This is a genomic window from Tsukamurella sp. USMM236, assembly GCF_037148755.1.
Taxonomy (GTDB): Bacteria; Actinomycetota; Actinomycetes; order Mycobacteriales; family Mycobacteriaceae; genus Tsukamurella.
The window spans coordinates 249,455-261,523 of record NZ_JBBCSS010000002.1 but is presented as its reverse complement, the minus strand read 5'-3'; the positions used below and the strand labels follow the sequence as shown (position 1 = coordinate 261,523).

The window sequence follows — 12,069 nt, the reverse complement described above, 5'->3', positions numbered from 1 at the left end:
TGCTCCGTGATGAGTACGGATACCGCGGTTCTCACCGTCACTGTGGACGGGCAGACGCTGACCTTCGCCCCCGGTAAGACGGTGACCTTCGGGCGCACCCTCGAATCGGACGTGACGATCAACCACCCGTTGGTCTCGCGGACGCACGCCGTGGCGTCCGCGGGGCCGACGGGGTGGATCCTCACCGACCGCAGCACGAACGGCGTTTTCGTGGGCGGCGTCCGCCGGCCCACCATCGCCCTCAACGGCAGCCAGCAGCTGATGTTCGGCGACCCGCGGACCGGCGCCCCGGTCACGTTCTCGGCGGCCGCGCGCTCGAACACCCCGCCCCCGCCGCCGCCCCGCACTCCGCCGCCCGCCGCCGCGCAGCAGCCGGTCCAGCAGCTCCCGGCGGCGCGCCGCGCACCGTCGAACCCCGTTCCCCGCACGCCCCCGCCGCCCGCGACCGGCGGTTTCTCGCCGCCCGCGGCCGGCGGCATGCCGTCGAACCCGAGCCCCGTGCAGGGGCCGCCCGCGACTCCGGCCCCCCCGTCGCGCCCGATGCAGCTGCCCCCGCGCCAGCAGGCACCGTCGGCCCCGATCCCGGCCCAGCAGGCCCCGGTCCCGCCGCGCCCGACGGGCGACGTCGCGCCGCACCTGCGCGCAATGGCCGGCAACACCGGCCTGTACCAGGTGGCGAAGATGCCCGCGCGGCCCGTCGGCACCGGACAGATGACCATCGGCCGCACGCCGGACAACGACATCGCGATCGGCGACATGCTGGTCTCGCGCCGCCACGCCCGCCTGCTCACCGGCCCGCAGGGCCTGGTCATCGAGGACCTGGGCTCGGCGAACGGCACGCAGGTCAACGGCCGCCGCATCGCCGGCCCCACCGCCCTGCGCGACGGCGACCTGGTCACGGTCGGCAACTCCGACCTCATCGTCGAACAGGGGCGGCTCGAACGCCCGAAGGCCCAGGAGTTCGCGGGCGCCGGCCTGGCGGTGCAGGGCATCACCCTGACCGTGGACGGCAACAAGACGCTGCTGCACGGCGTCGACTTCCGTGCCGCCCCGGGCACGTTGACGGCCGTGATCGGCCCGTCGGGCGCCGGCAAGTCGACGGTGTCCCGGGTCGTCTCCGGCGCCGTCACCCCCACCGCGGGCCGGGTCGAGTTCGAGGGCCGCGACGTGCACCGCGACTTCGATGCGCTCCGCTCCCGCATCGGCATGGTGCCGCAGGACGACGTGCTGCACCGCCAGCTCACCGTGCTGCAGGCCCTGCGGTTCGCCGCCGAGCTGCGCCTGCCGCCGGACATGTCGAAGGCCGACCGGGACCAGGTGATCGACGGCGTGCTCGCCGAGCTGCAGCTCACCGAGCACAAGCAGACCCGCGTGGACAAGCTCTCCGGCGGCCAGCGCAAGCGCGCGTCCGTCGCCATGGAGCTGCTCACCGGCCCGTCGCTGCTCATCCTCGACGAGCCCACCTCGGGCCTGGACCCGGCGCTGGACCGGCAGGTCATGCAGACCCTGCGCCGGCTCGCCGACGCGGGCCGCGTGGTGATCGTCGTGACCCACTCGCTCACCCACATCGACATGTGCGACCAGGTGCTCCTGCTCGCGCCCGGCGGCAAGACCGCGTACTGCGGCTCGCCGAAGGGCGTGAAGGCCGCGATGGGCACGAGCGACTGGGCCGAGATCTTCGACTTCGCCGCCAAGCAGCCCGACGTGGCCTGGCAGCGGTACCGGTCCGCGCACCCCGCACCGCCGCCGCCCGCGCCCACCGGGGCGCCGCCGGCTCCGACGAAGGCGCGGAAGACCTCCGTGCGCAAGCAGCTCTCGGTGATCGCGCGCCGCCAGGTCCGGCTGATCCTCGCCGACCGCGCCTACCTGATCTTCCTGCTGTTGCTGCCGCTGGTGCTCGGCGGGATCACGTTGCTCGTGCCCGCGGACGACGGCCTGGCCTCGCCGTACTCGCTCCCGGACGGCTACAGCGGCGCGAAGATGATCCTCGTGCTGCTGGTCGTGGGCGCCTGCTTCATGGGTGCCGCGCTGACCTCGCGCGACCTGGTCGGCGAGCGCGCGATCTACCAGCGCGAACGCGCCGTCGGACTCGGACCGGGCGCGTATCTGTCCGCGAAGACGCTGGTCTACTTCGTCGCGGCCACCATCCAGGCGGTCATGATGATGGCGATCGTGATCCTCGGGGTGAAGCAGTCGACGGCGCAGGGATCGGTGCTGGCCAGCGCTCCCGTCGAGTTAGTGATCGACATCGCGGTCCTCGCGTGCGTGTCCACGCTGGTGGGCCTGCTGATCTCCGCGCTGGCCAGGTCCAGCGAGCAGGTGATGCCGATGCTCGTGGTGGTCGTCATGGTGCAGCTGGTGATGAGCGGCGGCCTGTTCACGCTGCACGATCGCGTGGGTCTGGAGCAGATCTCCTGGCTGTTCCCGTCGCGCTGGGGCTTCGCGTCGAGCGCGTCCACCGTCGAGCTGCAGAAGCAGATCGACGCGGTCTCCGGGCGGCCGACGATGCAGGCGATCGACCCGCTGTGGGACTCGACGCCCATGCAATGGGGCATCTCGATCGGCGTGCTCGCGCTGATGGCGGTCGTGCTGTGGACCGCGACGCGCTGGCGGATCGGGCGGCAATCGGCCTGACGGACCGGTGACGGTCGCCGCCGCCGGGAGCGGGCGGGAGCAGCACCGATAGGCTGGGCGGCATGCAGCGCATCATCGGGACCGAGGTCGAGTACGGGATCTCCGCGCCGAAGGATCCCACCGCCAATCCGATCCTCACGTCCACCCAGGCCGTGCTCGCCTACGCGGCGGCCGCTGCGGTGCCGCGCGCCAAGCGCACCCGGTGGGACTACGACCTGGAGTCGCCCCTGCGCGACGCCCGCGGCTTCGACCTCGGCCGCGGCGGCCCGGCGCCGATCATCGACGCCGACGAGATCGGCGCGGCGAACATGATCCTCACCAACGGCGCGCGGCTGTACGTCGACCACGCGCACCCGGAGTACTCCGCTCCCGAGGTCACCGACCCGCTCGACGCGGTGATCTGGGACAAGGCGGGGGAGCGGGTCATGGACGCCGCGGCCCGCTACGCCTCGACGGTGCCCGGCGCCCCGGCGCTGCAGCTGTACAAGAACAACATCGACGGCAAGGGCGCCTCGTACGGCACGCACGAGAACTACCTGTGCCGGCGCGAGACCCCCTTCGCGTCGATCGTCACCGGCCTGACCCCCTTCTTCGTGACCCGGCAGGTCTTCTGCGGCAGCGGCCGCGTCGGCATCGGCGCCAGCGGCGACGAGCCGGGCTTCCAGCTCTCGCAGCGCGCCGACTACATCGAGGTCGAGGTGGGGCTGGAGACCACCCTCAAGCGCGGCATCATCAACACCCGCGACGAGCCGCACGCCGACCCGGACAAGTACCGCCGGCTGCACGTGATCATCGGCGACGCCAACCTCGCCGAGACCTCCACGTACCTCAAGGTGGGTACGTCGGCGCTGGTCCTGGACCTGATCGAAGCCGGCGTCGACCTCTCGGACCTGCAGCTCGCCGCGCCGGTGACCGCGGTGCACCAGGTCTCGCGCGATCTCTCGCTCACCGCGCCGCTCGAGCTCGCCGACGGCCGAACGATGACGGCCATCGACGTGCAGCGCGAGTACGCCGACCGGGTGGGCCGGTTCCTCGAGGGCTCGGACGACGCCCGCGCGCTGGACGTGCATGCCACCTGGGTGCGGGTGCTCGACACCCTTGCCGACGACCCGCTGCGGCTCGCGGACGAGCTCGACTGGCCGGCCAAGCTGCGCCTGCTCGAGGGCATCCGGCAGCGCGAGGGACTGGGCTGGGCGGCGTCGAAACTGCAGCTCGTGGACCTGCAGTACTCCGACGTACGGCTCGACAAGGGCCTGTACAACCGGCTCGTCGCCCGCGGCTCGATGAAGCGCCTGGTGACCGAGCAGCAGGTGATGGACGCCGTCACCTCCCCGCCGGAGTCCACCCGCGCCTACTTCCGCGGCGAGTGCATGCGCCGCTTCGGCACCGAGATCGCCGCCGCCAGCTGGGATTCGGTCATCTTCGACATCGGCGCCGAGTCGCTGGTCCGGATCCCCACCCTGGAACCGTTGCGCGGCACCAAGGAGCACGTCGGCCGGCTGCTCGAGGAGGCCGCCACCGCGCGCGAGCTCGTCGATTCTCTGCGAGGCTAGGGCCATGGACATCGGTCGCGAAGTGGGCAAGCTCTACGCCAAGGCCTTCCCGGAGGTGCTCAAGGCGCACGGCGAGCTGTACGTGCGCTCCGGCGGTCGCATCGGGCACAAGCTGCTCTTCGGTGTGCCCAGCCTGATCGTGCGCACCGTCGGGGCCAAGTCGGGCGAGCCCCGCACCACGGTCCTGACCTACGTGCGCGACGGCGACGACTACGTCGTGGTCGCCTCCATGGGCGGCGCGCCCCGCAACCCGGCCTGGTTCCACAACATGGTCAAGGCCGGCACCGTCGACGTGCAAGTCGGCACCGACCGCTTCCCGGCCGCTGTGGAGGCGCTCAGGCCCGGCGACGCCGATTACCAGCGGCTCTGGGACCTCGCAGATGCCAACAACGGCGGCCGCTACGCCGCCTACCAGCGCAAGACGTCGCGCCCGATCCCGGTGGTCCGCCTCCGCCCCGCCTGACCGACGGTGCATCACGCGATCGCGCCGCCGCGCCGGCTGCGGCCGATGGTGCTGGGGTTGTGCTGCAGTTCGGCACTCTTCCTCGGGGCGGCGTTCATCGGTATCGCCCTCGCGATGCAGGGCGAGGTAGTCGACTGGTTCGTCAACATCGTCGGCGGGCTGTTCTTCGGCGTGGGAGGTGTTGTCCTGGCTCGGCAGGCGTCCGAGCTCGCCGTCCCCAGGTACGGTGCGCTCCGGCTGGTCGGCGGGACGGAGGTCCGAGGCCGGCTCGGTCCACGGTTCGTCGCGACCACGGTCGTCGCCGTCCTGCATACGGCGCTTACGGCAGTCGCCGTGTGGAATGCGGTAGGCCACGTCGAACCCCCCGTTGATTGGACGTCGGTCCCTACGGGACTCTCTCTCGCCGCATTCGCCGCGATGATCGATGTCTTCGTCGTCGGCTACGCGGTCGGGATGTATCGAGCGAGCCGCATGGTGCTCATCTCGATCAACGACGAAGGTGTGAGCACAGCGACTGTGATCGACTCACCGGCGTACACGCGCTGGGACGATGTGTCCGCGTGGACGACGACCCCGGAGTCGGTGTTCGTCCCGACCATCGGGCGCGACATCCGGCACCACCTCGTGTGGCGGTTCGGCGCTGAGTCCGTCCGCACGCCGGTGGACCTGCGGCCGAGCGCGGACGAGATCACGCGGGAGATCGCGCGGAGGGCGCCGAATGCGCGCACGCGCTGACTAGGGCGGCTCCAACATGCGCTGACCAACACTTTTCGAAGCGTTCTGCGAAGGTTTCGGCCCTGCGAGTCGCAGAACGCTTCGAAAAGTGTTGCCCGTGACGGCGGACCGTCGGGCTACATGCCGATGGCGAGGTTCCGGGCGTAGCCGACGCGGTTGAAGACGTCCTGCACGGCGGCGTAGGAGTGCACGGGCACGCTGGTGGTGAACGATCGCCCCTCCGGTCCGAAGACCGCGACCTGCACGAAGCCCTGCGTGCGGTCCTCCTTCGCGAGCAGGAAGAACAGCGAGAAGAGGCAGACCACGAAGGCGCCGACGATGGCGAGCACGATCGCCCAGGTCGGGATCTCCCGCGTCGTCACGCTCTGGTCGGACACCGTCCATTGCGCGCCCGCGATCGGGAACGTCCCTGCCGGAGTGATCACCTCGGTTCGGGTGCAATGGATGTCACCGATGCTCACGAGCACCGGATCGGGCATGTTGAGCGGCGTGTACGGATCCACGACAGCAGTCTAGGCCGGTAGTGTTGGCACATCGGGTCGTGCGGCCCGGATTCGGTCGCTAAGGAGGCAGCGAGATGGCGCAGGAGCAGGTCAAGCGTGGCGGCGGCGGAGACGACGAGGATGCCACGGGTGCACCGTCGGGTGCCGGCCAGGAGCGCATCGAGAAGCTGACCGACGAGACGGACGATCTGCTCGACGAGATCGACGACGTGCTCGAGGAGAACGCCGAGGACTTCGTGCGGGCCTACGTGCAGAAGGGCGGCCAGTGACGCCGCTCCGCGGCGGATCGTCGTTCGTCGAGCACCTCGCCGCGGTGGCGCCCGAGGCGCTGCCCGGCCGGGGTACCGGGTCCGACGGTGCGCCCGACGTCCCGCACGGCACCACGATCGTCGCCGTGGCCTTCGACGGCGGTGTGCTGCTCGCCGGTGATCGCCGCGCCACGATGGGCAACCTCATCGCGCAGCGCGACATCGTCAAGACCTTCGTCACCGACGAGCTGACCGCGGTCGGCATCGCCGGGACCGCGGGGATCGCCAAGCAGATCGTCAAGCTCTTCACGGTGGAGCTGGAGCACTACGAGAAGATCGAGGGCGTGCCCCTGACGTTCGAGGGCAAGGCGAACCGCCTGGCCGGCATGGTGCGTGGCAATTTCGGCGCCGCCCTGCAGGGCCTCGCCGCGGTCCCGCTGCTGGTCGGATTCGACGAGGCCGAGGCCCGCGGCCGGATCGTCTCCTACGACGTGACCGGCGACTGGCACGACGAGGTGGGCTACCACTCGATCGGCTCGGGCTCGGCCTGGGCGAAGTCGTCGATCAAGAAGCGCTTCCGGCCCGGCCTCGACGCCGACGGTGCGCTCGACGTCGCGGCCGAGGCCCTGTTCGACGCCGCCGACGACGACACCGCCACGGGCGGTCCCGACGTGCTCCGCAAGCTCTATCCGACGGCGATCGCCATCACGGCGGACGGCGCCGTCGAGGTGTCCGAGGAGGGCGTCGCCGCCGCCACCGACCGCGTGATCGCGGCGAGGGGAGGCGACCAGTGACGTTCCCGTATTACGCGTCCGCCGAGCAGATCATGCGCGATCGCTCGGAGCTGGCGCGCAAGGGCATCGCCCGCGGCCGCAGCGTCGTGGTGCTCAAGTACTCCGACGGGGTGGTCTTCGTCGCCGACAACCCGAGCTCGCTGTACAAGATCAGCGAGATCTACGACCGGATCGGCTTCGCCGCCGTGGGCAAGTACAACGAGTTCGAGGCGCTCCGCCGCTCGGGCATCCAGTTCGCCGACACCCGCGGCTATCAGTACTCGCGGCGCGACGTCACGGGCTGGTCGTTGGCGAACGCCTACGCCTCCACCCTGGGGACGGTCTTCACCGAGCAGGCCAAGCCGTACGAGGTGGAGCTGTGCGTGGCCGAGGTCGGCACGCCGGAGACCAGCGGATCCAAGCTCTACCGCGTCGGCTACGACGGTTCCATCGGCGACGAGAAGCAGTACGTCGTGATGGGCGGCCAGACGGAGTCGATCTCGCCGGTGCTCACCGAGGGCTACACCGAGGGCCTCGACCTCGACGGCGCGTTCACGCTGGCAGTGAAGGCGCTGAGCGCCCCGGCACCGTCGAACGGATCGGGAAGTTCGGCACCCGCCGAGCCGAAGACCTACGAGGCCGGCGGCCTCGAGGTCGCGATCCTGGACCACACCCGCCCGCGCCGCGCTTTCAAGCGGCTCTCGGACGAGCGGGTCGCGGACCTGCTCGCCACCGGACCGGAGAACTAGGTGGCTCGCCCCGGAGCCCTCGGCGTGTTCGACGAGTTGTCCGGGGAGATCGGAGTCTCGCTTCGGTCGCGGGAGTTCGTACGTGGGCGGTCCAGGCACGCATGGATGCATCGACGCCCCGCTGCGACCATCGGCCTCAAGCTGCAGAGCTGGTCCGGAAGTACCCGAGGCTCTGTGCGGACTTGTATGAACTGGGAGTACACGACGGCGACGTACTGGGAACAGCTCGTCGATGCATGGCCCGAGAAGATCACCGAGGAAGGCTCGATCGGAATGTTCGGCCGGAGCTTCGGCGGACGTCTCATGCCGGTCAGACCGAGGAAGTTCCTGCAGAAACCCCGGGTCGAACGGGATCACTGGTGGACACTGGAGACTTCGACAGACATCGCGCGCACCATGCACGAGATCACGGTCGCGGTAGATCAATGGCTGCTACCTCGTTTCGTCGCGTACGACGACCGGGACCTGCTGCTGGATGCGATGCGGAACCAGGTCTCTCGCTACCCGCTCCGGCGGTGGGAACTCGCGCACGAACTGGCGGCTGACGGTCCGTCGGTGGAATTGGAATCGGTACTGCAGTCGATCCGGGAGAGCGACTCCAGACCTGCCGTTCACGAACGCCTCGACCGGATTCATGAATGGGCGAATTCGCGTGATGCGAAGTGACCCCGGCTAGCCCTGAGCATCGCGTACAGCGGACAGTGCACACGATCCGGCGCGCGGGGTAGCGCTGGCACCACCGCGGGTTCGGGCGTGCGCGCCCGTGACCGGGGACCGTCGATCCGGTGTGCTGGAGGCATGACCGACACCTCTGTGCACCGGCGGGGCATCGCCTGGTTCCTCGCGCTCACCTTCGTGCCGTCCTGGGCGATGTGGCTCGCCGCGTACGGGCTGGGGCATCCGCTCGACGATCCGGCGATCCAACTGATCACCGCGGCGTTCCTCCCGGCCGTCGCGGCCCTCGTGGTGCGCCTGTGGATCACCCGGCAGGGCATGGCGGGCGCCGGCCTGCGGCCGCAGCTCCGGGCGCAGTGGCGGTGGTACCTGGCAGCCCTCGCGATCCCGGCGGTGCTCCTCGTGATCGCCCTCCCGCTGGGCTTCGCGACCGGCGTCATGACGACGCCCGCGGACGGGATCCCCGCGCACCTGCAGGCCGTGGCCTTCGGCCCGCTGATCATGGTGGTGCTGGCGCCGGTGTTCTTCGGCGAGGAGTTCGGGTGGACCGCCTACCTCCGGGGCGCGCTGGCGGACCTGCCGATCCTGCGCGGCAGGCCGACAGCGGCCTCCGCGGCGACGGGCGCGATCTGGGGAGCGTGGCACTGGCCGCTGGCCTCGGTCGGCTACTTCAGCTTCCAGCCACCCCTGCGCGACGTCCTACTGCTCATCCCGCTCTGGATCCTGATGTCGATGCTCCTCGAGATCGTGTGGAGCACACTCTGGTACGGCTCCGGCAGCATCTGGCCGACGTCGGTCGCGCACGCCGGCTTCAACCTGGTCTTCTCCGCGACGATGGGGGAGTTCCTGCCGCCCGAGGCCCTCGTCGCGGCCTTCCTCGTGCCCAGCGCGGCGCTCGTTCCGCTCGCGATCGTGGCGTACCGCGTCGATCATCGCCGACGCACCGGAGCGCTGCCCACGACGGTGCCGGTCGCCGCGGCGGTCAGCTGATCACGTCGACCACGGCCTCCGGGGCGGACCGCTCGCTGACGAGGGCGACGACGGTCTCCGCGAGGTCGCCTGGCTGCAGGGTGATCGCGGAGTAGTCCTGCGCCGGGGAGCTCGCCGCGACCGAAGCGGCGATATCGCCGCCCGCGATCATCCCGCCGACGGTGAGGGTGCCGGCGTACACACCCTCCGGCGCGAGGGCGGCGTGCAGGTTGAGGGCGTACGCGCGGTACGCCGCGGCGACCAGGGTGAGCGCCCCGAGGTGCGGCATCGGCACCACGCTGCTCAGGCCTCCGACGAGGACCAGGGCACCGTCGTGCGCACGCAGCTCGGGCAGGACGGCGGTCGCGAACTCGATCACGGGGGCGACGGTGCCGAGCGCGTCGGTCGCGGCCTCCGACGTCAGCTCGGTGATGGGCGTGAGTTCGACGGGTGCGCCCGCGCCGTAGTAGGCCACGTCGATCCGGCCGAACCGCTCCACCACGGCGGCTGCGGCGGCGACGAGGGATCCGGGGCGTGCGGCGTCGACCACGAAGGCCTCGGCGTCGATGCCGAGTGCGCGGAGTTCGGCGAGGTACGCGGGATGACGGTCCGCCGAGCGGGAAGCGATCGCGACGCGGTGGCCGCGCCGGCCGAAGGCGCGCGCGACGGCCATGCCGAGACCGGGACCGGCGCCGACGACGAACAGGACGGGTTGCGCAGTAGTTGAGGTCATACTCAACTTAGTAACAGAAGTTGAGGCGTTCCTCAAGATTGCTAGGCTTGTGTCATGTCTCCTCGGGCGGACGCGGTCCGCAATCGGCAGAAACTGGTGGACGCCGCGAGGCTGTCGTTCGCCGATCAGGGCGTCGACGTGCCGCTGGAACAGATCGCCAAGCGGGCCGGCGTGAGTATCGGAACCCTGTACAACCACTTCGCCGACCGCGGCGAACTGGTCGACGCGGTGCTGCCCGACCGCATGGCACGGATCGACGCGATCGCCGCGGCCTCCGCCGCCGAACCCGATGCGTGGACCGCCTTCGCCACCTTCCTCGACGCGCTGATCTCCGCGCAGGCGCGCGACCGCGCGGTCAACGAGGCCGTCGCGCGCGGGTCCATCGGCACCGTGGACCTGGTCGCCGAGTGCGGCCGGGCGGGCAGTGCGGTGCTCGCGGTCCTGGAGCGTGCCCACGTCGCCGGTGTGCTCCGCGACGACTTCGGGTTCGACGAGCTGGGGACCGTGATGGTCGCGGTCGCGAACATCATCGCGCTGCACCCCGAAGACGACGGGGCGTGGCGGCGCCACCTCGGATTCGTCCTCGACGGGATCAGGCGCACGCCGCACCGAACAGAGGCATGACCACGGCGAACCCGTCGAGAGGTAGTGTTCGTCACGTGCAGCGGCGAATCATGGGAATCGAGACCGAGTTCGGTGTCACGTGTACTTTTCACGGGCACCGTCGACTGAGCCCCGACGAGATCGCCCGGTACCTCTTCCGGCGCGTGGTCTCCTGGGGCCGCAGCTCGAACGTCTTCCTCCAGAACGGCTCGCGCCTCTACCTCGACGTGGGCAGCCACCCCGAGTACGCGACCGCGGAGTGCGATTCGGTGCTCCAGCTGGTCACGCACGACAAGGCGGGCGAGCGCGTCCTCGAGGACCTGCTGCTGGACGCCGAGCAGCGGCTGCAGGACGAGGGCATCGGCGGCGACATCTACCTGTTCAAGAACAACACGGATTCGGCGGGCAACTCCTACGGCTGCCACGAGAACTACCTCGTGGGCCGCGTGGGCGAGTTCTCCCGCATCGCCGATGTGCTGCTGCCCTTCCTGGTGACCCGGCAGCTGATCTGCGGCGCCGGAAAGGTGCTGCTCACGCCGAAGAACGCCACCTACTGCCTGAGCCAGCGCGCCGAGCACATCTGGGAGGGCGTCTCCAGCGCCACCACCCGCAGCCGGCCCATCATCAACACCCGGGACGAGCCGCACGCCGACGCCGAGAAGTACCGCCGCCTGCACGTGATCGTGGGCGACTCGAACATGTCCGAGACCACCACGATGCTCAAGGTGGGCACCGCACACCTCGTGCTCGAGATGATCGAGGCGGGCGTCCAGTTCCGCGACTTCTCGCTCGACAACCCGATCCGCGCGATCCGCGAGGTCAGCCACGACACGACGGGCCGGCACGAGGTGCGGCTCGCGGGCGGCCGGCAGGCGGGCGCGCTCGACATCCAGCGCGAGTACTACGGCAAGGCCGTCGAGTACCTCGCGACCCGCGAGCCCGACGCGCAGCTCGCCCAGGTCGTCGACCTGTGGGGCCGCACGCTCGACGCCGTCGAGTCGCAGGACTTCTCCGGGATCGACACCGAGATCGACTGGGTGATCAAGCGCAAGCTCTTCCAGCGCTACCTGGACAAGTACTCGATGGACCTGTCCGATCCGAAGATCGCGCAGCTCGACCTCGCCTACCACGACATCAAGCGCGGCCGCGGCGTCTTCGACGTGCTGCAGCGCCGCGGGTTGGCCGCGCGGGTGACCACCGACGAGGCCGTCGACGCCGCGGTGAAGAACCCGCCGGAGACCACCCGGGCGAAGCTCCGCGGCGACTTCATCACCGCCGCGCAGGCCGCCGGCCGCGACTTCACGGTCGACTGGGTGCACCTCAAGCTCAACGACCAGGCGCAGCGCACCGTGCTGTGCAAGGACCCGTTCCGCAACGTCGACGAGCGCGTCGAGCGGCTGATCGCATCGATGTGACCCGACATCGCGTCGA

The 12,069-nt window shown here is 70.4% G+C and carries 13 protein-coding genes; 11 read left to right on the top strand and 2 right to left on the bottom strand.

Features of this window, described 5'->3' with window-relative positions; genetic code table 11:
- Positions 1-9: 9 nt before the first annotated feature.
- The 4 genes from WFK95_RS07110 to WFK95_RS07095 all read left to right on the top strand — a co-directional run bounded on the left by WFK95_RS07110 (position 10) and on the right by WFK95_RS07095 (position 5,385).
- Positions 10-2,634 carry an ATP-binding cassette domain-containing protein gene (locus WFK95_RS07110; RefSeq protein ID WP_336670289.1) on the top strand — a complete coding sequence of 875 codons (2,625 nt, stop codon included), beginning with the start codon at positions 10-12 and terminating at the stop codon, positions 2,632-2,634.
- 62 nt (positions 2,635-2,696) lie between these two features.
- Entirely contained in the window at positions 2,697-4,187 is a 1,491-nt protein-coding gene (gene dop, locus WFK95_RS07105; protein WP_336670288.1) for a depupylase/deamidase Dop, read from the top strand.
- A gap of 4 nt (positions 4,188-4,191) precedes the next feature.
- The gene (locus WFK95_RS07100) at positions 4,192-4,650 is read left to right on the top strand and encodes a nitroreductase family deazaflavin-dependent oxidoreductase (protein ID WP_336670287.1); all 459 of its coding nucleotides are present in this window, start codon (positions 4,192-4,194) and stop codon (positions 4,648-4,650) included.
- 6 nt (positions 4,651-4,656) lie between these two features.
- On the top strand, positions 4,657-5,385 hold the full coding sequence (locus tag WFK95_RS07095; RefSeq protein WP_336670286.1) for a hypothetical protein: 729 nt from the start codon (positions 4,657-4,659) through the stop codon (positions 5,383-5,385).
- A gap of 116 nt (positions 5,386-5,501) precedes the next feature.
- Here WFK95_RS07095 and WFK95_RS07090 read toward each other — a convergent pair whose 3' ends face one another.
- Positions 5,502-5,888, bottom strand: a complete 387-nt coding sequence (locus WFK95_RS07090) for a hypothetical protein (protein WP_336670285.1) — start codon at positions 5,886-5,888, stop codon at positions 5,502-5,504.
- 74 nt (positions 5,889-5,962) lie between these two features.
- Between WFK95_RS07090 and WFK95_RS07085 the strand changes: the two genes are divergently transcribed.
- The 5 genes from WFK95_RS07085 to WFK95_RS07065 all read left to right on the top strand — a co-directional run bounded on the left by WFK95_RS07085 (position 5,963) and on the right by WFK95_RS07065 (position 9,323).
- On the top strand, positions 5,963-6,157 hold the full coding sequence (locus tag WFK95_RS07085; protein WP_224647175.1) for a ubiquitin-like protein Pup: 195 nt from the start codon (positions 5,963-5,965) through the stop codon (positions 6,155-6,157).
- Positions 6,154-6,930 (top strand): proteasome subunit beta, encoded by a 777-nt coding sequence (gene prcB / locus WFK95_RS07080; protein ID WP_336670284.1) that lies wholly within the window; start codon positions 6,154-6,156, stop codon positions 6,928-6,930. The genes WFK95_RS07085 and prcB overlap by 4 nt, the downstream gene beginning before the upstream one ends.
- Positions 6,927-7,658 carry a proteasome subunit alpha gene (gene prcA, locus WFK95_RS07075; protein ID WP_336670283.1) on the top strand — a complete coding sequence of 244 codons (732 nt, stop codon included), beginning with the start codon at positions 6,927-6,929 and terminating at the stop codon, positions 7,656-7,658. Before prcB ends, prcA begins: the two co-directional genes overlap by 4 nt.
- A 186-nt stretch (positions 7,659-7,844) precedes the next feature.
- Complete coding sequence (locus WFK95_RS07070; RefSeq protein WP_336670282.1) at positions 7,845-8,324, top strand: hypothetical protein; 480 nt, start codon at positions 7,845-7,847, stop codon at positions 8,322-8,324.
- Between the two features lie 132 nt (positions 8,325-8,456).
- Positions 8,457-9,323, top strand: a complete 867-nt coding sequence (locus WFK95_RS07065) for a CPBP family intramembrane glutamic endopeptidase (protein ID WP_336670281.1) — start codon at positions 8,457-8,459, stop codon at positions 9,321-9,323.
- Here WFK95_RS07065 and WFK95_RS07060 read toward each other — a convergent pair.
- A complete protein-coding gene (locus WFK95_RS07060; RefSeq protein WP_336670280.1) occupies positions 9,316-10,035 on the bottom strand; it encodes an SDR family oxidoreductase in 720 nt (239 codons plus the stop codon). The genes WFK95_RS07065 and WFK95_RS07060 overlap by 8 nt on opposite strands.
- A 54-nt stretch (positions 10,036-10,089) precedes the next feature.
- On the opposite strand from WFK95_RS07060, the gene WFK95_RS07055 reads away from it, so the two are divergent.
- Positions 10,090-10,659: a TetR/AcrR family transcriptional regulator gene (locus tag WFK95_RS07055; protein WP_336670279.1), complete on the top strand. Its 570-nt coding sequence runs from the start codon at positions 10,090-10,092 to the stop codon at positions 10,657-10,659.
- A gap of 35 nt (positions 10,660-10,694) precedes the next feature.
- On the top strand, positions 10,695-12,053 hold the full coding sequence (pafA, locus tag WFK95_RS07050) for a Pup--protein ligase (RefSeq protein WP_336670278.1): 1,359 nt from the start codon (positions 10,695-10,697) through the stop codon (positions 12,051-12,053).
- Positions 12,054-12,069 lie beyond the last annotated feature (16 nt).